Annotated in this window: 22 protein-coding genes; 11 read left to right on the top strand and 11 right to left on the bottom strand. The window is 64.1% G+C overall.

The features are described from left to right. Positions 1-220: 220 nt before the first annotated feature. The 7 genes from ACTJLC_RS02800 (at position 221) to ACTJLC_RS02770 (ending at position 8,317) form a co-directional block, all read left to right on the top strand. Positions 221-1,216 carry an AraC family transcriptional regulator gene (locus ACTJLC_RS02800; protein ID WP_310129960.1) on the top strand — a complete coding sequence of 332 codons (996 nt, stop codon included), beginning with the start codon at positions 221-223 and terminating at the stop codon, positions 1,214-1,216. A gap of 109 nt (positions 1,217-1,325) precedes the next feature. Then, the gene (locus ACTJLC_RS02795) at positions 1,326-2,279 is read left to right on the top strand and encodes a substrate-binding domain-containing protein (RefSeq protein WP_073426968.1); all 954 of its coding nucleotides are present in this window, start codon (positions 1,326-1,328) and stop codon (positions 2,277-2,279) included. 64 nt (positions 2,280-2,343) lie between these two features. Then, complete coding sequence (locus tag ACTJLC_RS02790; protein ID WP_310129962.1) at positions 2,344-3,864, top strand: sugar ABC transporter ATP-binding protein; 1,521 nt, start codon at positions 2,344-2,346, stop codon at positions 3,862-3,864. Next, positions 3,851-4,858 carry an ABC transporter permease gene (locus ACTJLC_RS02785; RefSeq protein WP_073426970.1) on the top strand — a complete coding sequence of 336 codons (1,008 nt, stop codon included), beginning with the start codon at positions 3,851-3,853 and terminating at the stop codon, positions 4,856-4,858. The genes ACTJLC_RS02790 and ACTJLC_RS02785 overlap by 14 nt, the downstream gene beginning before the upstream one ends. Positions 4,859-4,895: 37 nt before the next feature. After that, the gene (locus ACTJLC_RS02780) at positions 4,896-5,990 is read left to right on the top strand and encodes an alcohol dehydrogenase catalytic domain-containing protein (protein ID WP_310129964.1); all 1,095 of its coding nucleotides are present in this window, start codon (positions 4,896-4,898) and stop codon (positions 5,988-5,990) included. A 48-nt stretch (positions 5,991-6,038) separates the two neighbouring features. Next, entirely contained in the window at positions 6,039-7,583 is a 1,545-nt protein-coding gene (locus tag ACTJLC_RS02775) for an FGGY-family carbohydrate kinase (protein ID WP_310129966.1), read from the top strand. After that, entirely contained in the window at positions 7,580-8,317 is a 738-nt protein-coding gene (locus ACTJLC_RS02770) for an SDR family oxidoreductase (RefSeq protein WP_440843234.1), read from the top strand. Before ACTJLC_RS02775 ends, ACTJLC_RS02770 begins: the two co-directional genes overlap by 4 nt. Here the strand turns inward: ACTJLC_RS02770 and kynA are convergent, their stop codons facing one another. Genes kynA through kynB form a run of 3 tightly spaced genes read right to left on the bottom strand, consistent with a single transcriptional unit; the run spans position 8,318 to position 11,180 of the window. Next, positions 8,318-9,253 (bottom strand): tryptophan 2,3-dioxygenase, encoded by a 936-nt coding sequence (gene kynA / locus ACTJLC_RS02765; RefSeq protein ID WP_310129968.1) that lies wholly within the window; start codon positions 9,251-9,253, stop codon positions 8,318-8,320. A gap of 10 nt (positions 9,254-9,263) precedes the next feature. Then, a complete protein-coding gene (gene kynU / locus ACTJLC_RS02760; RefSeq protein WP_310129970.1) occupies positions 9,264-10,514 on the bottom strand; it encodes a kynureninase in 1,251 nt (416 codons plus the stop codon). Between the two features lie 27 nt (positions 10,515-10,541). Continuing rightward, complete coding sequence (kynB, locus tag ACTJLC_RS02755) at positions 10,542-11,180, bottom strand: arylformamidase (protein WP_310121194.1); 639 nt, start codon at positions 11,178-11,180, stop codon at positions 10,542-10,544. Positions 11,181-11,311: 131 nt separating this feature from the next. Here kynB and ACTJLC_RS02750 point away from each other — a divergent pair, with 131 nt between their 5' ends. Beyond that, on the top strand, positions 11,312-11,827 hold the full coding sequence (locus ACTJLC_RS02750; protein WP_073426977.1) for an Lrp/AsnC family transcriptional regulator: 516 nt from the start codon (positions 11,312-11,314) through the stop codon (positions 11,825-11,827). A 114-nt stretch (positions 11,828-11,941) separates the two neighbouring features. Here the strand turns inward: ACTJLC_RS02750 and ACTJLC_RS02745 are convergent, their stop codons facing one another. Further along, positions 11,942-12,451 (bottom strand): flavin reductase family protein, encoded by a 510-nt coding sequence (locus tag ACTJLC_RS02745; RefSeq protein ID WP_073427221.1) that lies wholly within the window; start codon positions 12,449-12,451, stop codon positions 11,942-11,944. A 256-nt stretch (positions 12,452-12,707) separates the two neighbouring features. Here ACTJLC_RS02745 and msrA point away from each other — a divergent pair, with 256 nt between their 5' ends. Continuing rightward, on the top strand, positions 12,708-13,256 hold the full coding sequence (gene msrA / locus ACTJLC_RS02740; RefSeq protein WP_310129973.1) for a peptide-methionine (S)-S-oxide reductase MsrA: 549 nt from the start codon (positions 12,708-12,710) through the stop codon (positions 13,254-13,256). 63 nt (positions 13,257-13,319) lie between these two features. On the opposite strand, the gene ACTJLC_RS02735 is transcribed toward msrA, so the two are convergent. The 3 genes from ACTJLC_RS02735 to pdxH all read right to left on the bottom strand — a co-directional run bounded on the left by ACTJLC_RS02735 (position 13,320) and on the right by pdxH (position 16,648). After that, positions 13,320-14,540, bottom strand: a complete 1,221-nt coding sequence (locus tag ACTJLC_RS02735) for a DUF72 domain-containing protein (RefSeq protein WP_310129975.1) — start codon at positions 14,538-14,540, stop codon at positions 13,320-13,322. Positions 14,541-14,651: 111 nt separating this feature from the next. Beyond that, positions 14,652-15,866: an SAM-dependent methyltransferase gene (locus ACTJLC_RS02730; RefSeq protein ID WP_073426980.1), complete on the bottom strand. Its 1,215-nt coding sequence runs from the start codon at positions 15,864-15,866 to the stop codon at positions 14,652-14,654. Positions 15,867-16,006: 140 nt separating this feature from the next. Then, a complete protein-coding gene (gene pdxH, locus ACTJLC_RS02725; RefSeq protein ID WP_073426981.1) occupies positions 16,007-16,648 on the bottom strand; it encodes a pyridoxamine 5'-phosphate oxidase in 642 nt (213 codons plus the stop codon). 255 nt (positions 16,649-16,903) lie between these two features. Between pdxH and tcdA the strand changes: the two genes are divergently transcribed. Next, entirely contained in the window at positions 16,904-17,764 is an 861-nt protein-coding gene (tcdA, locus tag ACTJLC_RS02720) for a tRNA cyclic N6-threonylcarbamoyladenosine(37) synthase TcdA (protein ID WP_310129977.1), read from the top strand. 49 nt (positions 17,765-17,813) lie between these two features. Here tcdA and trxA read toward each other — a convergent pair whose 3' ends face one another. Beyond that, complete coding sequence (gene trxA / locus ACTJLC_RS02715) at positions 17,814-18,662, bottom strand: thioredoxin (protein ID WP_310121210.1); 849 nt, start codon at positions 18,660-18,662, stop codon at positions 17,814-17,816. Positions 18,663-18,751: 89 nt separating this feature from the next. Next, entirely contained in the window at positions 18,752-19,627 is an 876-nt protein-coding gene (locus ACTJLC_RS02710) for a pirin family protein (RefSeq protein WP_154873451.1), read from the bottom strand. A 174-nt stretch (positions 19,628-19,801) separates the two neighbouring features. On the opposite strand from ACTJLC_RS02710, the gene ACTJLC_RS02705 reads away from it, so the two are divergent. Further along, on the top strand, positions 19,802-20,683 hold the full coding sequence (locus tag ACTJLC_RS02705; RefSeq protein ID WP_310129981.1) for an EamA family transporter: 882 nt from the start codon (positions 19,802-19,804) through the stop codon (positions 20,681-20,683). Positions 20,684-20,792: 109 nt separating this feature from the next. Here ACTJLC_RS02705 and ACTJLC_RS02700 read toward each other — a convergent pair whose 3' ends face one another. Continuing rightward, positions 20,793-22,361, bottom strand: coding sequence for an N-acetylmuramoyl-L-alanine amidase (locus tag ACTJLC_RS02700; protein ID WP_310129983.1), 1,569 nt, complete (start codon positions 22,359-22,361; stop codon positions 20,793-20,795). Beyond that, positions 22,343-22,939 carry a tRNA (adenosine(37)-N6)-threonylcarbamoyltransferase complex ATPase subunit type 1 TsaE gene (tsaE, locus tag ACTJLC_RS02695; RefSeq protein ID WP_310129985.1) on the bottom strand — a complete coding sequence of 199 codons (597 nt, stop codon included), beginning with the start codon at positions 22,937-22,939 and terminating at the stop codon, positions 22,343-22,345. The genes ACTJLC_RS02700 and tsaE overlap by 19 nt, the downstream gene beginning before the upstream one ends. Positions 22,940-22,947 lie beyond the last annotated feature (8 nt).

Here is a 22,947-nt window from a genome sequence, read left to right as displayed (position 1 = left end):
GGCATGCGTGACGATGCGTCGTCGCATGATGGGGACGCGTTGCCCCGTGTATTGCGTTGCATCAAATTTGACGCGAACCGGGTCGGGACTAACCCGAATGCAAAAAAGTATCGGTCCGCGGTTTCATTTTTAGTGGTGGATAACGCCATTGAAGGCTACTTTTCGCTATACAACACGAAGACCCGCGGCGCGATCACAAGCCGCTTCATGGAGGCAGACAGTGCAACCCGATCTCGAGATCGTGGCCGTACGCCGCGACGAATCCTTCAAGGTGTGGTCGCATGGCTATCCGTATCGCACGGTGCGCTGGCACTTTCACCCGGAGTACGAGATTCATCTGATCGTCGCGACCACCGGCAAGATGTTCGTCGGCGACCATATCAGCAGCTTCGCGCCCGGCAACTTGGTGTTGATGGGGCCGAATCTGCCGCACAACTGGGTGAGCGACGTGCCGCAAGGCGAGACGATCGCGCAACGCAATCTGGTCGTGCAATTCGGGCAGGAGTTCGTGTCGAGCTGCGTCGGCAGTTTTCCGGAGTGGCGTCAGGTCGAAGCGCTGCTGGCCGACTCGCGCCGCGGCGTGTCGTTCGGCGCGACGACGAGCGCGGTGATCCAGCCGCTCTTTCTGGAATTGCTGGCGGCGCGCGGGCTGCGCCGTCTGGTGCTGTTCATGTCGATGCTCGAGATCCTTGTGAGCGCCGAGGATCGCGAGACGCTCGCCAGCCCCGCGTATCAGGCGGACCCCACGGGTTTCGCATCGACCCGCATCAATCACGTGCTCTCTTATATCGGCAAGAACCTCGCAGGCGAATTGCGCGAATCCGACCTCGCGCAACTGGCGGGGCAGAGCGTGAGCGCATTCTCGCGTTACTTCCGCCGTCATACGGGCTTGCCTTTCGTGCAGTACGTGAATCGCATGCGCATCAACCTCGCATGCCAACTGCTGACGGACGAAGACCTGAGCGTCACCGAGATCTGCTTCAAGGCGGGCTTCAACAACCTGTCGAATTTCAACCGGCAGTTCCTTGCCGTGAAGGGCATGGCGCCCTCGAAGTTTCGCCGCTATCAGCAACTGAACGGCGCGAGCCGCGACGCTTCCGAGGAAGCCGCCGCGCGCGGCGTGGGCATCGACGACGCCGTGCCCGCGATCGTGCTCGCGCCGGGTTTGCCGCGCGGCGCCGCCGCCGCTTATCCCCCCAACCTGGCACCCACGTAGCATTCCCGGCCTCGAGCCGAAGCGTTTCACCGACCCGCGTTGCAAACATGTATCGCGCTGTCTTTCGACAGCGTGAGGGACGTGCTCATTTTTAAAAACGGAGACAACCATGACGCAATCCAATTCGAAGCAGGCATCGTTGAAGACCCTCGCGCGCCGCACGGCCGCGGTGACGGCGCTTGCGGTCGGTCTGTCGTTCATCGCCGCGCCGGCGGCGCAGGCCGCGCCGCTGAAAATCGGCATGACGTTCCAGGAGATGAACAACCCGTACTTCGTAACGATGCAAAAAGCGCTGAACGACGCGGCCGCGTCGATGGGCGCGACGGTGGTCGTCACCGACGCGCATCACGACGTCAGCAAGCAGGTCAGTGACGTGGAGGACATGCTGCAAAAGAAGATCGACATCCTGCTCGTGAATCCGACCGATTCGACCGGCATTCAATCGGCGGTGACGTCGGCGAAAAAGGCGGGCGTGGTGGTGGTCGCCGTGGATGCGAACGCGAACGGTCCGGTCGATTCGTTCGTCGGTTCGAAGAACTTCGACGCCGGGGTGATGGCTTGCGAGTATCTGGCGAAGTCGATCGGCGGCAGCGGCGAAGTGGCGATTCTCGACGGCATTCCGGTGGTGCCGATTCTCGAACGGGTGCGCGGCTGCAAGGCGGCGCTCGCCAGGAGTCCCGGCGTCAAGCTCGTGGATACGCAGAACGGCAAGCAGGAACGCGCGACGGCCTTGTCCGTCACCGAGAACATGATTCAGGCGCATCCGAACCTGAAGGGCGTGTTCAGCGTGAACGACGGCGGCTCGATGGGCGCGCTCTCGGCGATCGAAGCATCGGGTAAGGACATCAAGCTGACGAGCGTCGACGGTGCGCCCGAAGCGATTGCCGCGATCCAGAAGCCGAATTCGAAGTTCGTCGAAACGTCCGCGCAATTCCCCGCCGACCAGGTGCGCATCGCGCTCGGCGTCGCGCTCGCGAAGAAGTGGGGCGCCAATGTGCCGAAAGCGATTCCGGTCGACGTGAAGATGGTCGACAAGAGCAACGCCAAGGGTTTTAGCTGGTAAGGCGAAGGCTCGCCGCCGTGCCGCGTTCGAATGGGCGCGGCGGCGAGCCGTGAAGGAGGACCCGATGGACACGATACTCAAGCTCGAACACATCAGCAAAAGTTTTCCCGGCGTGAAGGCGCTGCAAGACATTCATCTGGAGATCGCGCGCGGCGAGATTCACGCGTTGCTCGGCGAGAACGGCGCGGGCAAGTCGACGTTGATGAAAATCCTGTGCGGCATCTATCAGCCGGACGAAGGCACGATCACGATCGACGGCGCCGCGCGCCACTTCGCGAATTATCACGACGCGGTGGCCGCGGGCGTCGGCATCGTGTTTCAGGAGTTCAGCCTGATCCCGTATCTGAACGCGGTGGAGAACATGTTTCTCGGCCGCGAGTTGAGAAACGGCCTGGGCCTGCTGGAGCGCGGCAAGATGCGGCGCGCGGCGGCGGCGATTTTTCAGCGGCTCGGCGTGGCGATCGATCTGTCGGTGCCGATTCGCGAGCTGTCGGTGGCGCAGCAGCAGTTCGTCGAAATCGGCAAGGCGTTGTCGCTGGAAGCGCGCATTCTGATTCTCGACGAACCCACCGCGACGCTCACGCCCGCGGAAGCCGAGCATCTGTTCGCGATCATGCGCGACCTGAAGAAGCAGGGCGTGGCGATGATCTTCATCTCGCATCATCTGGAAGAGATCTTTGAAGTGTGCGACCGCATTACCGTGCTGCGCGACGGCCAGTACGTCGGCATGACCGAGGTCGCGCAATCCGATGTGAGCCGGCTCGTCGAGATGATGGTGGGCCGCCGCATCGAAAACAGCTTTCCGCCGAAGCCGCCGCTCGCCGCCGATGCGAAAACCGTGCTCCAGGTCGACAAGCTGCAACTGCACAAAGACAGTCCGGTGCTGAGTTTCGATTTGCGTGAAGGCGAGATTCTTGGCTTCGCGGGACTGGTCGGCTCGGGGCGCACCGAAACCGCGCTCGCCGTGATCGGCGCGGACGCGGCCTACGTGAAGGAGATTCGCATCAACGGCACGGCCGCGAAGCTGTCCGATCCGGCCGACGCATTGCGCGCCGGCGTCGGCATTCTGCCGGAGAGCCGCAAGACCGAAGGGCTGATCACCGATTTCTCGATCAAGCAGAACATCTCGATCAACAACCTCGGCAAGTATCGCTCGCTGCGTTTTTTCATCGACCAGCGCAGCGAAGCGCGCGCGACCGCCGACATCATGAAACGCGTGGGCGTCAAGGCGCCGACCATGCACACCGAAGTCGCGACGCTCTCGGGCGGCAATCAGCAGAAGGTGGTGATCGCGCGCTGGCTGAACCACCACACCAACATCCTGATCTTCGACGAACCGACGCGCGGCATCGACGTCGGCGCGAAAGCCGAAATCTACCTGCTGATGCGCGAACTCACCGCGCGCGGCTACTCGATCATCATGATCTCGTCCGAATTGCCGGAGATCGTCGGCATGTGCGACCGCGTCGCCGTGTTCCGCCAGGGCCGCATCGAAGCCATGCTCGAAGGCGACCAGATCGACTCGAACGCCGTGATGACCTATGCAACAGTCGGCACCCGTGGAGCAAGCCATGAACTCGCCTAATCCTTCTTCCTCGCCGAAAACGTCCACCGTCAGCGGGGGCGTCCCCGGTGCGCCGCTGCGTTTCAGTTGGGCCGCGTTGAAGCGCTCGACGCTGTTCTATCCGTTCGTCGGTCTGGTGGCGGTGTGCATCGTGATGGTGTTCGCGAGCGACAGTTTCCTCTCCGGCGCGAATCTGGAGAACGTGCTGCGCCAGGTGTCGATCAACGCGATCATCGCCGTGGGCATGACCTGCGTGATTCTGACCGGCGGCATCGACCTTTCCGTGGGTTCGGTGATGGCTTTATCGGGCACGCTCGCCGCCGGCCTGATGGTGGCCGGCATGAATGCGGTGGCCGCGCTTGCGATCGGCGTCGCGGTCGGTCTCGGCTTTGGCGCGGCCAACGGTTTCTTCGTCGCGTTCGCGGGCATGCCGCCCATCATCGTCACGCTGGCGACGATGGGCATCGCCCGCGGCCTCGCGCTGATCTACACGGGCGGCTATCCGATCGACGGCTTGCCCGACTGGGTCAGCTTCTTCGGCAGCGGCAAGATTGTCGGCATTCAGGCGCCGGTCGTGATCATGGCGGTGATCTACGCGATCGCCTGGGTGCTGCTCGAACGCATGCCGTTCGGCCGCTACGTGTATGCGATCGGCGGCAACGAACAGGCGACGCGTCTGTCCGGCGTGCGCGTGGCGCGCGTGAAGCTGATCGTCTACACGATCGCCGGCTTGACCTCGGCGTTCGCCGCGATCGTGCTGACCGCGCGTTTGATGAGCGGCCAGCCGAACGCGGGCGTGGGCTTCGAGCTCGACGCCATCGCGGCGGTGGTGATGGGCGGCACCTCGATTTCCGGCGGACGCGGCTCGATCATCGGCACGTTGATCGGCGCGCTGCTGCTCGGCGTATTGAACAACGGCCTGAACATGGTCGGCGTGAATCCGTACGTGCAGAACGTGATCAAGGGCGGAATCATTCTGCTCGCGATCTACATCAGCCGCGACCGCAGAAAATAACTCTCCACTGACTTTCTCTTTCAAGCAGGACCACGCAATGACTCAATCCACTCAAGCTGACAAGCAGAGCATGACGGCCATCGTCTGTCATGCGCCGAAAGACTATCGGGTCGAACAGGTGGCGAAGCCCAGGGCGCGCGCGCATGAACTGGTGATCCGCATCGCCGCGTGCGGCATCTGCGCGAGCGACTGCAAATGCCATTCGGGCGCGAAGATGTTCTGGGGCGGCCCGAGCCCGTGGGTGAAAGCGCCGGTGATTCCTGGGCACGAATTCTTCGGCTTCGTCGAGGAGATCGGCGAAGGCGCGGCCGCGCACTTCGGCGTGAAGCCCGGCGACCGCGTGATCGCCGAGCAGATCGTGCCCTGCGGCAAGTGCCGTTACTGCAAATCCGGCCAATACTGGATGTGCGAGGTGCACAACATCTTCGGCTTTCAGCGCGAAGTCGCGGACGGCGGCATGGCCGAATACATGCGCATTCCGCCGACCGCGATCGTCCACAAGATTCCCGACGGCATCTCGCTCGAAGACGCGGCGATCATCGAACCGCTCGCCTGCGCGATTCACACGGTCAATCGCGGCGATGTGCAACTCGACGACGTGGTGGTGATCGCGGGCGCCGGACCGCTCGGCCTGATGATGACGCAAGTCGCGCATCTGAAAACGCCGAAGAAGCTCGTCGTGATCGATCTGGTGGAAGAGCGCCTCGCGCTCGCGCGCGAGTACGGCGCCGACGTGACGATCAATCCGAAGCAGGACGACGCGCTCGCGATCATCCATTCGCTCACTGACGGCTATGGTTGCGATGTGTACATCGAGACCACCGGCGCGCCGGTCGGCGTGAACCAGGGCATGGACCTGATTCGCAAGCTCGGGCGCTTCGTCGAGTTTTCGGTGTTCGGCGCGGATACCACGCTAGACTGGTCGGTGATCGGCGATCGCAAGGAACTGGACGTGCGCGGCGCGCATCTGGGACCCTACTGTTATCCGATCGCAATCGATCTGCTGGCGCGCGGACTCGTCACCTCGAAGGGCATCGTCACGCACGGCTTTTCGTTGGAGGAATGGGAGGAGGCGATCAAGGTCGCCGACTCGCTCGATTCGATCAAGGTATTGATGAAGCCGCGCGCCTGAACGTTCACAGCATCGAGCGAACGCGAGCGGCATATAAACGGAGACAGTATGAACTACGTCATCGGCGTCGATATCGGCACGCAGAGCACCAAGGCGCTGCTCGTCGATCAGCACGGCGCGATCGTCGCGCAGCATGCGTCGAGCTATCAGCCGGATACGCCCAAGCCGCTGTGGGCCGAGCAATGGCCCGCGGTGTGGTTCAAGGCGGTGGTGGAATGCGTCGCCGCTTGCGTGACGAAGGCGAAAGAGACGGGCGTCGCGGCGGCGTCGATCAAGGCGGTGTGCGTGAGCAGCCTGTATGGCGGCTCGGGCATCGCCGTCGATAGCGATATGCGGCCGCTCTATCCGTGCCTGATCTGGATGGACCGGCGCGCGACCGATCAGGTCGAGTGGGTGCGCGGCAACGTCGATCTCGAACGCCTGTACGCGATCACCGGCAACGGCGTGGACAGCTATTACGGCTACACGAAGATGCTGTGGCTGCGCGATCACGAGCCGGACGTCTGGTCGCACACGCGCTATTTCCTGCCGCCGAACGCGTACATCATTTATATGCTGACCGGCGAGGTCGCGGTCGATCACAGTTCGGCGGGCAATATCGGCGGCATCTACGACATCGCCAGGCGCGACTGGTCCGACGAAGCGCTCGACATGCTCGGCATTCCGGCGACCATGATGCCGGAGCGGCTGGTGGAATCGTCCGAAGTGGTGGGCGGCCTGCTATCGCAATGGACCGAACAACTCGGACTCGAAGCGGGCACGGCGATCGTCGCGGGCGGCGTGGACGCGGCGGTGGCGACGTTCGCCGCGGGCGTCACGCGTGCCGGCCAGCATGTCGCGATGATCGGCACCAGCATGTGCTGGGGCTATATCAACCAGACCGTCGATGCGCGGCACGGCTTGATCAGCATGCCGCACGTCTTCAACGGTCAGCGCGACATCTACGTGTTCGGCGGTGCGATCACGGCGGGCGCGTCGGTGACGTGGTATCGCGAGCAGTTCTGTCATGCGGAGATCGAGGCCGCGCGGGCGACGCCGCATGGCGACCCGCATCGCCTGCTCGAAGAGTCCGCCGCGAAGGTGGCCGCCGGTTCGGATGGCGTGATGTTCCTGCCGTATCTGATGGGCGAGCGCAGCCCGGTGTGGGACGCGAAGGCGAGCGGCGCTTTTGTCGGCCTGAGTTTGTTCCATACGCGCGCGCATCTGTACCGCGCGGTGTTGGAAGGCGTGTCGTTCGCGCTCAAGCACAACATCGAGGCGGGACGCAAAGGCGCGCAGTCGCTGGACGACAAATTGATCGTCGTGGGCGGCGCCGCGCATTCGGATCTGTGGATGCAGATCATCGCGGACGTCACCGGCTATCCGGTCTACACGATCGAGCAGGAAGTGGAAGCGGCAATGGGCGCGGCGCTGCTGGCCGGGGTGGGCGCCGGTTTGGTGTCGCCCGAGGCAGCGCAGGGCGGCTGGGTGACGCTGATCGAGCGCGCGCAGCCCGACGCCGCGCGCCTCGCGCTGTACGAAAAGCGCTTCGGCGTTTATACGGACCTTTATCCGGCGCTGAAGCCGGTCATGCATCGGTTGCAATCATCATGAATGCTACTTTCGATTTTTCCGGCAAGTCGATTCTGGTCACGGGCGCGTCGAGCGGAATCGGGCGCGCCACGGTCGAGGCGTTGTGCGCATCCGGCGCGAACGTGGTCGCCGCGGCGCGCAACGTCAATGAACTCGCGCGCCTCGCTGAAGAGACCGGCTGCGAGCCGCTGACGCTCGACGTCAGCGACGAAGCCGCGATCGACGATGCATTGGGCCCGCTCGATCCATTCGACGGCCTCGTGAATTGCGCGGGGATTGCGTTGCTCGAACGCGCGGTGGATACGACGGCCGCCAGTTTCGATCGCGTGATGGCGGTGAATACGCGTGGCGCCGTGCTGGTGGCGAAGCACGTGGCGCGCGGGATGATCGACGCCAGGCGCGCAGGCAGTATCGTGAACGTGTCGAGTCAGGCCGCGCTCGTCGCGCTGGACGATCATCTGAGCTATTCGGCTTCCAAGGCGGCGATGGATGCGGTGACGCGCGCGTTGTGCATCGAACTCGGGCCGTTCGGCATTCGCGTGAACAGCGTCAATCCGACCGTCACGTTGACGCCGATGGCGGTGCAGGCATGGAGCGATCCCGCGAAGCGCGAGCCCGCGTTGCGGGCGATTCCCTTGCAGCGGTTTGCGGAGTCCGCCGAGGTCGCCGCGCCGATCATGTTTTTGTTGAGCGACGCGGCGTCGATGATCAGCGGTGTGTGTTTGCCGATCGATGGGGGCTATACCGCGAGGTGACTACAGCATCGTCCTCACATGCCAAAGCTCGGGAAACAGCACCACGTCCAGCATCTTTCGCAGGTACGGCGCGCCGCTCGTGCCGCCCGTGCCTTGCTTGAAGCCGATGATCCGTTCCACCGTGGTCACATGCCGGAACCGCCACTGGCGAAACGCGTCTTCGAGATCGACCAGTTCCTCGGCCATCTCATACAACTCCCAATGCTGCGACGGGTTGCGATAGACCTCGAGCCAGGCCGCCTCGACGGAAGCATCGTGCGTGGTGGGCTGCGTCCAGTCGCGCTCCAGTCTGGAAGGTGAAATCGCAAACCCGCGACGTGCAAGCAGCCTCACCACCTCGTCGTAGAAAGAAGGCGCTTCCAGCGAAGCCTTCACCTCGGCAAGCCCGTCAGCGCGATGCGCGTGCGGCTTTAGCATCTGCTCGTTCTTGTTGCCGAGCAGGAACTCGATCTGCCGGTACTGATACGACTGAAACCCGGAAGAACTCCCCAGGTATGGTCGCATGGCGGTGTACTCGGACGGCGTCATCGTCGCGAGAACGCTCCATGCCTGTACGAGTTGTTCCATGATCCGCGAGACGCGCGCGAGCATCTTGAACGCCGGCGGCAACTCGTCGCGATGCACCGCCTTCAACGCCGCGCGCAATTCATACAGTGCGAGCTTCATCCACAACTCGCTGGTTTGATGCTGGATGATGAACAGCATCTCGTTGTGATCCGGCGACAGCGGATGCTGCGCATTCAGCACCGTTCCCAGCGACAGATAGTCGCCGTAGCTCATCGATTCGGAGAAGTCGAGTTGCGCGTCGTGCCAGCCTTCGCCGGAAGAAGCGGACTTCGTGGGTGCGCCAGGCGCCGCGGTCTGCCCATGCCCAAACGGACATCCTTGCGCCGGTTTTTCTTCCGGCAAACCCGGCGTTTGCATGTGATCGGTCATTGCATGCTCCTCAGGTCACAGCGCCGCGTGCGGCGAATTCAGGCGCGCGCCAGGTCTCGTTCGCGAGCACGTCGCGCAGCGTTTCCACGGCATCCCACACGTCGACAAAGCGCGTGTACAGCGGCGTAAAGCCGAAGCGCAATACGTGCGGCTCGCGGTAGTCGCCGATCACGCCGCGCGCGATCAACGCCTGCATCACCTCATAGCCGTGCGGATGCTCGAAGCTCGCATGCGAGCCGCGCTGCCGATACGCGCGCGGCGTGACGAGCTTCAGCGGAAACTCGCCGCAGCGCGTTTCAACGAGTTCGATGAACAGATCGGTCAGCGCCAGCGATTTCTTGCGGATCGCCTGCATGTCGGTCTGCAGGAACACGTCGAGCCCGCATTCGACCAGCGACATCGACACCATCGGCTGCGTGCCGCACAGGAAGCGGCCGATGCCGTCGTCCGGTTGATAGGTCGGGTCCATCTTGAACGGCGCGCGATGACCCCACCAACCGGACAGCGGTTGAGCGAAGTCGTTCTGGTGACGCTGCGGCACCCATACGAACGCGGGCGAGCCCGGTCCGCCGTTCAGATACTTATACGTGCAGCCGACCGCGTAATCGGCGCCGACGCCGTTCAGGTCGACCGGCACCGCGCCCGCCGAATGCGCGAGGTCCCACAGCGCGAGCGCGCCCTGGTCGTGGATCAGCTTCGTGACGGCGGCCATGTCGTGCATATAGCCGGTGCGGTAGTTCACGTGCGTGATCATCGCGATGGCCGTGTCGTTGTCGATCGCGGTCGGTAGTTCCGACGGATCGTCGACGAGACGCAGTTCGTAGCCGCGATCGAGCTGCTCGATCAGCCCTTGCGCGATGTACAGATCGGTGGGGAAATTCGAGCGCTCGGAGACGATCACGCGCCGCTTCGGATCGCGCGCATTCGCCAGCCGCAACGCGGCCGACAGCAGCTTGAAGAGGTTGATCGAAATCGTATCGGTAATGACGACTTCGTCCTGCTCCGCGCCGATCAGCGGCGCGAGCTTGTTGCCGAGCCGGCGCGGCAACGCGAACCAGCCGGCGCTGTTCCAACTGCGGATCAGGCCTTCGCCCCATTCGGCGCCGATCACGGTTTGCGCGCGCTGCGCGGCGGCGGCGGGCGCCACGCCGAGCGAGTTGCCGTCCAGATAGATAGTGGCCGGCGGCAGCGCGAACTGGTCGCGCAGGGCCGCGAGCGGGTCGGCGCGGTCGAGCGCCAGTGCTTCGTCACGATGGTTCATGGTGGTCCAGTCGGTCAGGAAAAGCGTTCAGTGGGTGCTGGTCAGCGCGCGCAACACCGCGCGCACCGGGCTGGCGTCGAGCGTGGTCAGCTTCAGCGGCAGCGCGATCAGTTCATAGTCGCCGGGCGCGACGGCATCCAGCACGATGCCTTCGAGTATCGCCATGCGATGCGCGCGGACGCGGTGGTGAGCGTCCATCGTTTTCGATTCCTGCGGATCGAGCGACGGCGTGTCGATGCCGATCAGCTTCACGCCCTTCGCGGCCAGCAGGTCGATGGTCTCCGGCGCGACCGCGCAGAACGCGCTGTCCCAGGCCGCGGTGGGCGCGTTCCTGTAAGTGCGCAGTAAGACTCGCGGCGGCAGATCGTCGAGCGAACCGTTCAGGTGTTGTGGCGTGACAACAGGCGAGGCGCCGATGCAATGAATCACCCGGCAGCGGCCCAGGTAGGCGTCGAGGGGCACGTGGCCGATGGCGGCGCCCTCGGCGTCATAGTGCAGCGGGGCGTCGGTGTGGGCGCCGGTGTGCGGCGACAGGGTCAGCCGCGCGACGTTGACCGGCGAGCCCGCCTCCATGCGCCACACGCGTTCTATGCCGACCGGCGTGTCGCCCGGCCAGACCGGCGTCGCGGTATCGACGGCGGGGGTGATGTCCCAGAGTGTGTCCATATCTCCATCTGCGGTGTTTTGTCTATCCGGGAATGATAGGTGGCTTGCCGCGAAATGTGATTGCGAAAAAATCTCCTTCTACGCGTTGTCTTGGAACATAATTTGAGTCAAATGGGAAAGGGAGACCGAATATGAACGCGATCTCGCTCGACGCCACCGATTGCCGTATTCTGGCGGTGCTTCAGCAGGAAGGGCGCATCAGCAATCTGGATCTCGCGGAGCGCATCTCGCTCTCGCCGTCGGCGTGTCTGCGACGCTTGCGCCTCCTGGAAGAGCAGGGCGTCATCGAACATTACCGCGCGTGTCTGAATCGCGAAGTGCTGGGTTTTGAACTGGAGGCGTTCGTGCAGGTGTCGATGCGCAACGACCAGGAGAACTGGCACGAGCGTTTTGCACAGGCGCTGCAAGACTGGCCGGAAGTGGTCGGCGCATTCGTCGTGACCGGCGAAACGCATTATCTGCTGCGCGTGCTCGCGCACAACCTCAAGCACTATTCCGATTTCGTGCTGCATCGCCTCTATAAAGCGCCGGGCGTGATGGATATTCGCTCGAATATCGTGCTGCAGACGCTCAAGGAGGATTCGGGCGTGCCGGTGTCGCTGGTGACGAAAACCGGTGGGCATGGCGCGTCGCATAACGATCGTTGAATCCACCGCCGATCGCGCAAGCCCCGAAGTGCCATGCGTTTATCGGACGTTTCACACATCGCCCGCTCATGCTGCGCGGCCTACCTGTACCGCGTGTAAAACAGGGCGTCGCCTTCAGAGTGGTTTGAGTCCGTGGAACTGGCCGTTCTGGAACACCAGCGGCGACACCTCCGCGACATGCTCATGCACGCCGCAGCGCTCCACTTCGCCGACGAAAATCACGTGGTCGCCTTCTTCGTAGCGGCTGCGGTTATGGCATTCGAACCAGGCGAGCGCGCCGTCGAGCACCGGCATGCCGGTATCGCCTTGCGCGTGCGACACGCCTTCGAAGCGATCCCCCTTCACGGTGGCGAAGCGCTTGCACAGATCGAGTTGCGAGCCGGCCAGCACGTTGACCACATAGTGGCTGTTGGCGCGGAATACCGGCATCGACGCCGAGCGCGTGGCGAGACTCCATAGCACCAGCGGCGGATTGAGCGAAACCGAATTGAACGAGCTGGCCGTGATGCCGATCAATTGGCCGGACTCCGCACGCGTTGTAATGACGGTGACGCCGGTGGCGAATTGGCTGAGCGCCTGCTTGAAGGCGTTCTGGTCGAAGTTGGGCGGGCTGGCGCGCTTCATCGGATGAAAGCCTTCGGCGCAAGCCTTGAGAATCCAAGGCTGAACCCATCGCGCGTGCGGCCGGAAACAAATGATTCGAAAGTCATAGTGAAAATCGTCGATTTGTCCCAATTTTAACTGCAATCGCGGCGGGATTGGCCGCGACCCCTGCCGGTATGTGGAAAACCCGCTAAGCTGGAACGCCGCGATGGGCATGAGCGTTGCGGCCACGCGGGGACCGGCATCGGCCGACTATGAGTCTCAAGGAGCGAGCAGCATGAGTCAGACAGGCGAAGTCGCCACCCTCGGTGGCGGGTGTTTCTGGTGCCTCGAAGCGGTATATCTGGGCGTCGATGGCGTGAACTCGGTGGAGTCGGGCTATGCGGGCGGTCATACGCAGCATCCGACCTACGAGCAGGTATGCGACGGCGTCACCGGCCACGCGGAAGTCGTGAAGGTCGACTTCGATCCGGCGAAGATCGGTTATCGCGAGATCCTGGATATCTTCTTTGCGATCCACGATCCGACGCAATTGAACCGGCAAGGCAACGACGTCGGCACGCAATATCGCTCGGTGATCTTCACGCATTCGGACGCGCAGCGCGAAACGGCGCTACAGGCGATTCGCGAGATCGGCGAACAGGGCATTTACGACGGGCAGATCGTCACGCAAGTGCTGCCGCTCGACGGCAACTACTGGCCTGCCGAGGCCTATCATCAGAACTATTTCGCGCAGCATCCGAATCAGGGATATTGCTCGTTCGTGGTGGCGCCGAAAGTCGCGAAGTTTCGCCAGAAGTTCGCGCATCGCGTCAAGGCGAGTTGAGCGGAGCGGTGGTTCGATTCAGCCGGGCGATAGCCAACGAGCCCTCGTTGAGCGAGGGTTCGCCTAGCCTGGTTCGCCGCTTTCGTTTCGTTCATGTTCGCCGGGCGCCGGCTGCATTGGGCCATGCTCATGCTCGTGAGCCAGCCGCGCATACGCCTCGACGATCGCCCGCGCCAGTTCGACGCAACTGAGCGGCGCGGACCCTTCCGCTTTATTGTTGACCGCGATCACCACCGGCTGGCCGGCCAGCGCGTAGCGCGCGGCCAGTTCGGCGAGCGACGCGCGCGTGGCCGGGTCCTGGTCCACCAGTCGATCGAACGGTTCGTACTTCGCCTTCGCCTGTTCGTATTTGAAGCCGCCGTGCAGACTCCAGCGCACGATCAGCGGCCCGGCCGGCTCGCCGTCCAGCAGCGCGAGCGCCGCGGCCTGGCGCAGCGGGTCGGGCATGCGCGCGTGAATGCCGACGCAATAGCGCACGCCCGCCGCCTTCAGCGTGCGGATAAAGCGCGGCGTCAGCAAACTGGCGTCGCGGATTTCGATTGCGTAGCAGGTGCCTTCGGGCAACGTCGGCAATGCCGCGAGGAATCCGGCGAGGCGTTCGATGAACGCCGCCGGCTCGGCCAGCATCTGATCGGGCAACGGCGATAACTGAAACACCAATGCGCCGGCTTTCGCGCCGAGTCCTTCGAGACATGGCGTGACGAAGTCGTCGATCGCCATTTGCGCATTCAGAAAACACGGGTTCAGCGAGACCGGCTCGCCGCGTTCGGCGCGCACGGTGGCGTCGGTGATCGTCATCGGCGCCTTCACGATGAAGCGGAAATGCGCCGGCACTTGCTGCGCGTAGCGCAAATACTCGGTGACGGTGAGCGCCTGATAAAACGACCGGTCGATGCTGACCGTCTTGAGCAGCGGATGCGCGCCGTAGGCCGCGAGACCTTCGCGCGAGAGTTTGCTGTTGCTGTATTCGTCGCCGTAGACGATGCCGTTCCAACCGGGAAACGACCACGTCGACGTGCCGAGGTGGACTTGCGGCGGCAGTTCGGCGGCGAGCGCGAGGAGTTCCGGCGAGGGCGTGGCCGCCAGCACCTCGCGGGCGCGGCGTTTCTTGGGGGCGTCGGCGGGAACGGCCGGGCGCTCCGCTTGTGCGATTTGAGCCGCTTTCGATGGCGATGGCGCGGGCTCCGCCGGCATGCCGAACAGATCGAATTGCCCGGCCTCGGCTGCCGCGTCATGCTCGCCGTTCACCGGCTCTCCCACTTCACTCGTCCCGCTCTGGTCCATCGATGTTCGGCCTGCTGTTCAAAGGTTGCGCCACGTCGGGCCGCCAATGGACGCCGCCCCGTCACGCAACCTGGGTACGCCGCCACGGCAACTCGTGGCGGCGTACCCGTATCACAGCGGTTTCTCGTACATATAGCGGCGCGACCACGGCAAGGTTTTCGCGCTGCGCCCGGCTTTGCGGCACACCACCTGGTAGATGGACACGTCGTCGTTCTCGAACGCATACGCGCAGCCAGCCAGATACACGCGCCAGATGCGGAATTTTTCGTCGTCGACCAGGCTGCGGGCTTCCTCCGCATGCGCCTCGAAGTTCTCCGCCCAGATTTCCAGCGTGTGCGCATAGTGACGGCGCAGGCTTTCCACGTCAACCGCTTCGAGCCCGCCGCGCTGCATCGATTCGAGCGCGAGGCTGATGTGCGGCAGTTCGCCGTCCGGGAACACATAGCGGTCGATGAATTCGCCGCCGCCGAGCGCGGTTTCGCCGCTGTCCGCATCGCTCGACGTGATGCCGTGATTCATCGCGATGCCGTCGTCGACCAGCAGGTCGCGGATCTTCTCGAAGTAGCCCGGCAGATTCTTGCGGCCGACGTGCTCGAACATGCCGACGCTGGTGATGCGGTCGAATTGCCCGACGACGTCGCGGTAATCCTGCAGACGAATCTCGATCTGGCTTTCGAGGCCCGCGGCTTTCACGCGAGCGGTGGCGAGATCGTACTGATTCTGCGAGAGCGTCACGCCCACGCACTTCGCGCCGAATTTCCGTGCCGCGCGCAACACGAGCGCGCCCCAGCCGCAGCCGATGTCGAGCAGGCGTTGCCCCGGCTGCAACTGGATCTTGGTGAGGATGTGGTCGATCTTCTTGATCTGCGCGGTGGCGAGATCCTCGTCGCCGTTTTCGAAGTACGCACACGAGTACACCATGTTCTCGTCGAGCCACAGCTTGTAGAACTCGTTCGAGACGTCGTAGTGATACTGGATCGCCTTCTTGTCCGACGCTTTCGAATGATTGAAGTAGCGCCGCACGCGCGCCAGCTTGCTCGCACTGGTGACGGTGCTGCGCGCGAGCTGGTAGCTGATATTGATGATGTCCGACAGCTTGCCTTCGATGTCGATCTTGCCCTTGACGTAGGCCTCGCCGAGATTGTCGAGGCTCGGTTCGAGCAGATAGGGCAGCGCCGTGGCGCTTTTGACGTGCAGCGTGACCTGAGGCGCGGCGAACTGCCCGAAGTCGTGTTGCTGGCCGTCCCACAGCACAAGGCGCGCTGGCAAGTTCGCCCTCGTTTTTACATCGTCCACCCACTGCGCCAGCTTTTTCTCCCAGAACATGTGATTTCTCCGTGTCTGTTGAACTAAAGCAAAGCTCGTGCGGATCGTTACTCAGTGCGACGCAACTCCCATGCCGCGAGCACGATCCTGCCGCCGCGCGCTGCTGCGTTGGCAACGCGCTGGCGGCGTTGTATCCGGGTTCAAGGCGAGAGGCGGGAGATCAGCCAGTCGCTGCTTTCGCTTGAACGTGTGTAGAGCAGCCGGTCGTGCAAACGCGACGGCCGGCCCTGCCAGAATTCGATGGCCTCGGGGACCAGACGATAGCCGCCCCAGTGCGGCGGGCGCGGCGGCTGGTCGCCGTATTGCAGGCGGATTTCGCGCTCGCGTGTTTCAAGCTGCGAGCGGCTTTCAATTATCTGACTTTGATTGGACGCCCACGCGCCGATGCGTGAACCGAGCGGGCGCGACGCGAAGTACGCATCGCTTTCTTCCTCGCTGGTTTTAACGACGCGGCCCTCGACGCGCACCTGGCGCTCGAGTTCGATCCAATAGAACAGGAGGCTGGCGTAGGGGTTGGCGGCCAGCTCCAGGCCCTTGCGGCTCTGGTAGTTGGTGAAGAACACGAAGCCTCGTTCGTCCACGCCTTTGATCAGCACAATGCGCGCCGAAGGCCGGCCGCGCGAGTCGACCGTGGCCAGAGTCATCGTGTTCGGCTCCGGCAGCCTGGCGTCCACCGCTTGTTGAAACCACGTTTCGAATTGACGGAACGGGTTGCGGTCGACATCGCCAACGTCCAGCGAACCGAGCGAATAATTTTTTCGAAGTTCGGCGAGTGAGGTCATGTTCTTATGCGAACGCTACAGTTCGGCCAGTATAGCTAAGGAGCGAAATCTTTGCGCGCGGCCAGATCAAGGGACCGGACATTGCACCGAGGCATGCCGTCTCGCGCTTGCGCGCCTTTCGTAAAGCCTTCGGTTAGCTGGCGACGCCGCGACGCCCACGGCCATCCCGACCGACGCGTTCAGGCAAAATACCGACTGCGAGTACCCAGGCGTCGCCCCGTTCTGTATTGCCTCTTTTCAACGAGCCTTGTCACCATGTCCAGCACCACCGCGCAATCCGATCTTACTACCAGCGTCGACGGGAGCGAAACCGCCGACCGCGCACGGCGCTTCGGCGGCATCGCTCGCCTGTATGGCGCGCCGGCGCTCGCCGCGTTCGAAGGCGCGCATGTCGCGGTGATCGGCATCGGCGGAGTGGGCTCGTGGGTGGCGGAGGCGTTGGCGCGCAGCGCGGTCGGCACGCTCACGCTGATCGATCTCGACAACGTCGCCGAAAGCAACACCAACCGGCAGATCCACGCGCTCGACGGCAACTTCGGTAAGCCGAAAGTCGAGGCGATGGCCGAGCGCATCGCGGCGATCAATCCGTTTTGCGACGTGCGGCTGGTGGAGGATTTTGTCGAGCCGGATAACTTCGCGGCGACGCTCGGCGGCGGTTTCGATTATGTGGTCGACGCGATCGACAGCGTGCGCACCAAGACCGCGTTGATCGCATGGTGCGTCGAGAGGCAACAGCCGTTGATCACGGTGGGCGGCGCGGGCGGCCAGCTCGATCCCACGCGCATTCGCATCGACGATCTCGCGCTGACGATCCAGGACCCGTTGCTCTCGAAAGTACGTGGGCAGTTACGCAAACAGCATGGTTTTCCGCGCGGGCCGAAGGCGAAGTTCAAGGTGAGCGCGGTGTATTCCGACGAGCCGCTGATCTATCCCGAAGCGGCCGTCTGCGATATCGACGAGGAAGCCGAGCACGTCACGACCTCGCCGGGGCACACCGGGCCGGTCGGTTTGAACTGCGCGGGTTTTGGTTCGAGCGTGTGCGTGACGGCAAGCTTCGGGTTTGCCGCGGCCGCGCACGTGTTGCGGGCGTTGGCGAAGCAGGCGGCAGCAGCTTGAGAGCGCATCCAGGCGCGGCGCACTGGCCGCACCTGAACGGCGGCACGGATCAGAACAGCGACGCGCTCAGCTTGCGCCGCCATTGCGACACGAGTTCCGGCTGATGCGCGGCCAGATCGAACACCGACAGCATCGTCTTGCGGCCGATGTCGTCGCGGAACGTGCGGTCGCGCTGCACGATCGCCAGCAGGTGTTCGAGCGCCCCCGCGTACTTGCGGCGCGCGATCAGCGCGCTAGCCAGATCGAAGCGCGCTTCGAGATCGTCCGGGTTCGACGCGACCCTGGCCTCGAGCGCATCCGTGGGCGGCAGGTCGGCGGCGGCGTCCACGGCGTCGAGCCGCGTCTTGATCGCGTTGAAGCGTGCGTCGATGCCTTGCGTGGTTTTCGGCGACAGCAGATCGACTTCGTTGCGCGCTTCGTCGATACGGTTGTCTTCGAGCAGCATTTCGATGCGGTCCATGCGCGCTTCGTCGAAGCCGGGGTCGTAGGCGAGCGCGGCTTGCAGCGCGTCGTACGCATCTTCACGGCGGCCTTCGGCCAGCGCGGTTTGCGCTTCGAGACGCGACGCGTCCGCGCCTTGCGGCACGAGCCGCTCGATAAACTCGCGCAACTGGCCTTCCGGCAGCACGCCGACGAACTGATCGACCGGCCGGCCGTCGGCGAACGCCATGACGTGCGGAATGCTGCGCACCTGGAAGTGCGCGGCCAGTTCCTGATTCTCGTCCACGTTCACCTTCACGAGCTTCCATTTGCCGGCGGCTTCGGCTTCGAGCTTTTCGAGCATCGGGCCGAGCGTCTTGCAGGGGCCGCACCACGGCGCCCAGAAATCGACCAGCACGGGAGCCAGTGTCGACGCCGTGATGACGTCCTGTTCGAAAGTGGCCAGAGTGGTGTCCATTGCGTCCTCGTCGATAAAACGGTTTGTTGACTAGTTGGGGGCGAGTGCCGTGGATTCAACGCGGCGCGTTCGGCCGCGCCTGCCGGTGTTCATTTTCGTGTCGGCAGCGGAATCCATTCGGTTTCTCCCGGCACCTTGCCCATCTCCTGATTGCTCCACGCGAGCTTCGCGGCTTCGATCTTCTCGCGCGAACTGGCGACGAAATTCCATTCGATAAAGCGCTCGCCATCGAGTTTCTCACCGCCGAGCAGCATGACGCGCGCCCCCTGCGTGCTCGCGAGCGTGACCGTTTCGTCGAGCGCGAGCACCGCCATCTGACCGGGTTCGAGCGGCGCGCCGTCGATCTCCAGGTCGCCGTCCACGAGGTACACGCCGCGTTCCTCGTGCTCCGGTTCGAGCGCGAAGGCGCCGCCCGGCGCGAACTGCGCGGCGACGTACAGCGTGCCCGAAAACGTCGCGACCGGCGAGGTTTCGCCGAAGGCGGTGCCCGCGATCACGCGCAGCGTGACGCCGTTGCGCTCGACCACGGGCAGCGTGTTTGCGGCGTGATGCGCGAACGACGGCTCGATGTCCTCGTCCTCCAACGGCAGCGCAACCCAGGTCTGGATGCCGTGCATGGTGAGGCCGCTCGCGCGGTCTTCGGCGGGCGTGCGCTCGGAGTGGACGATGCCGCGCCCGGCCGTCATCCAGTTGACGTCGCCTGGGACGATCTTCTGCTCGGAGCCGAGGCTGTCGCGATGCATGACCGCGCCTTCGAACAGATATGTGACGGTGGCGAGGCCGATATGCGGATGCGGGCGCACGTCGAGACCGACACCGGGTTCGAGCGTGGCGGGGCCCATGTGGTCGAAGAAGATGAACGGCCCGATCAAACGCGCAGCCAGGGCGGGCAGCACGCGCCGCACCGTCAGATTGCCGACGTCGCGCAGATGCGGCTTGAGGACTGCTTTGATCGAGGAGGACATGGGGGGCTCGGCTGGAAGGATGGGTTGGGATTTTGCTCAATGGATGATTCTACTGCGGAGGGCGGAATGCTGACGGATCGAAGCACGTCGGCGCTCCGGCAATCCGTAGCGCGGCCCATCGCTTGCGGCCGCCTCCGCTAAACTGCCGGATTGAACAACCAATCGGAGACTGGGATGTCGCCCAGGGATTTGCTGCTCGCGCTGGTGGTCGTCCTGGCGTGGGGCGTCAATTTCGTCGTGATCAAGGTGGGCCTGCATGGTGTGCCGCCGATGCTGCTCGGCGCGCTGCGCTTCACGCTCGCCGCGGTGCCGGCGGTGTTTTTCGTCAAGCGTCCGCGCATGCCGTGGGGCTGGCTGCTCGCCTACGGCGCGACGATCTCGTTCGGTCAATTCGCGTTTCTGTTCTCGGCCATGTATGTGGGCATGCCGGCGGGGCTCGCTTCACTGGTCCTGCAGGCGCAGGCGTTTTTCACGCTGATGTTCGCGGCGCTGTTCCTGCATGAGCGCTTTCGCGTGCCGAACATCGTCGGATTGCTGATCGCCGCGGGCGGGCTCGCGCTGATCGGCATGCAAGGCGGTCACGAGATGACGCTCGCCGGTTTCGTCCTCACGCTGTGCGCCGCGTGTTCGTGGGCGCTCGGCAACATCGTCACGAAGAAGGTGGGCAAGGTCGATCTGGTCGGGCTCGTGGTGTGGGGCAGCCTGATTCCGCCATTGCCGTTCTTCGCCTTCTCGTATGCGTTCGAGGGACCGCAGCGAATCGCCGCCGCGCTCTCGGGCATCAGCGCGATGTCGATTTTCGCCGTCGTCTATCTCGCGTTCGTTGCGACGCTGCTCGGCTACGGGTTGTGGAGCCGGCTGCTCTCGCGCTATCCGGCGAGCCAGGTCGCGCCGTTCTCGTTGCTGGTGCCGATCGTCGGGCTCGCGTCCGCCTCTTTGTTTCTCGACGAGCGCTTGTCCGTCGCGCAAATCGTCGGCGCCTTGCTGGTGATGGCGGGGCTGGCGGTGAACGTGTTCGGCGGCTGGGTCGTGCAGCGTTTGTCGCCGGCGCGTTGAGCGTTGAGCGGATGTGAGTCCGGATAGCAGAACGGCCGCGATCGAGCGGCCGTTCTTCGTTGCGCACCAGGGCGCGGCTTGATGCGGGGCGGCGCGACTGCGCGCGCCGTCAAGTCATGCGGTTCTTCGCCAACGGCGGATTCGCCGCGAAATAGCGCTTGATGCCGGTCATGATCGCATCGGCCATCTTCTCGCGATAGGCGTCGTCGTTCAAACGGCGCTCCTCATCGGGGTTGCTGATGAAGGCGGTTTCCACGAGGATCGACGGAATGTCAGGCGCTTTCAGTACCGCAAACCCCGCCTGTTCGACCGAGCCCTTGTGCAGCTTGTTGATGCCGCCGATCTCCTTCAGCACGAAGTTGCCGTAGCGCATGGAGTCGCGAATCTGCGCGGTGGTCGACATGTCGAACAGCGCGCGGTTGACGGTGGCGTCGGCGGATTTGATGTTGATCCCGCCGATCTGATCCGAGGCATTCTCCTTGTTCGCCATCCAGCGCGCCGCCGCGCTCGACGCGCCATGCTCGGACAACGCGAACACCGAGGAGCCCTTCGCGTCGGGCGTGGTGAACGCGTCCGCGTGAATCGATACGAACAGATCCGCGCCGACGCGCCGCGCCTTCTGCACGCGTACGTTCAGCGGCACGAAGAAGTCGGCGTCGCGGGTCATCATCGCGCGCATGTTCGGTTGCGCATCGATCTTCGCGCGCAGCTTCTTGGCGATGTCGAGTGCGACGTGCTTCTCGTAAGTGCCCGAGCCGCCGATCGCGCCGGGGTCCTCGCCGCCGTGACCCGGATCGATCGCGACGGTCAACAGACGCACCGTGTTGCTTTTGCCGGGTTTCGGCGTGGTGAAGGCGTAGGTGTCGTCGCCGCCGTTGTCGTCGCCGAGCTTGCCGGCGCTGCTTCCGCCGCTGGCGCCGCCCTTGTTGCGGGCGATCGCGCTCGGCGGCGTGACGGGCGCGGCGGGCGCGGCCGGCTTGCCGAGAATCGGCGGCAGCGGCGCCGGCGCGTGCGGCACGTTGGGCGTGGCAGAGCCGCCGTTCTGCGCATAACGCTCGAAGAACGCTTCGCTGTTATCGGCGGTGGGCGGTGTGGTGCCGGGGCCGCTCAGCGTGGCGGGCGGCGCGCTGTTTTCATTCAGGCTCTGTTCCTTGCGCTCGGTCTGCGCGAGGAGGTCCATCAACGGATCGGGCGCGACGGCGGGGTACAGGTCGAACACCAGCCGGTACTTGTACGCGCCGACCGGCGGCAGCGTGAACACCTGCGGCTTCACCGAACCCTTCAGGTCGAACACCATTCGCACCACATGCGGCTGATATTGCCCGACGCGCACCGACTGGATCTGCGGATCGTTCGGCGTGATCTTCGACACGAGATCCTTCAGCGCCTGGTCCAGATCGAGGCCGTTCAGGTCGACCACCAGCCGGTCCGGGCCTTGCAGCAATTGCTGCGCGTTTTGCAAAGGCTGATCCGATTCGATCGTCACGCGCGTGTAGTCGCGCGCCGGCCAGACGCGCACGCCGAGCACCGAGCTGGCCCACGCGAGGCGCGGGGCGACGAGGCCGAGCACGAGCGTGGATGCGCCCGCGCGCAGCATCTGCCGGCGCCGCCAGTTATGCGTTGCGGTGGCCGCCGATTCGATCGAGCGGAACGGTTTGATCAACATCTTTCGAGACATGCCTTTCCTGATTCGCTGTAGGCCCGTGCGACGAGTACGCGGCCGTCGCCCGCGTGGTCCAGGTCGAGCGAGAAGACGAGATCCGGCACGCCAAGCAGGCGGCCCGCGCGTTGCGGCCATTCGACGAGGCAGATCGCGCCGCTGTCGAAGTATTCGCGGAAGCCCGCATCGGCCCATTCGGCCGGATCGGTGAATCTATACAGATCGAAGTGATAGAGCGCGAGTTCCCCATTGGGCCGCGCGAGCACATAAGGTTCGACGAGCGTGTACGTGGGACTGCGCACGCGGCCGGTGTGGCCGAGGCCGCGCAACGTGGCGCGCACGAGTGTGGTTTTGCCGGCGCCGAGGTCGCCGATGAGTTGGACTTGCAGCCCGTGAAATGCCTGGCCGCCGGCAGCGACCGGAGCGTGCCGCTGTGCTTCCCGCGACGCTTCTTGCGCCATCGCGCGTACGCTTTCGATCGCCAGCGCGAAGCGCTCGCCGAACGCGTGCGTGGCGGCTTCGTCCGCGAGCGCGAAGGTGCGTTCGAGCAGGAGCTTCGCGGGCGGTTGGATCGCGTGATCGGGATTGACGGGCATTCTCGTAA

The organism is Paraburkholderia sp. 22099, from assembly GCF_052045835.1.
Lineage (GTDB): Bacteria > Pseudomonadota > Gammaproteobacteria > Burkholderiales > Burkholderiaceae > Paraburkholderia > Paraburkholderia terricola.
This window is presented reverse-complemented; position numbering and strand designations above follow the sequence as displayed.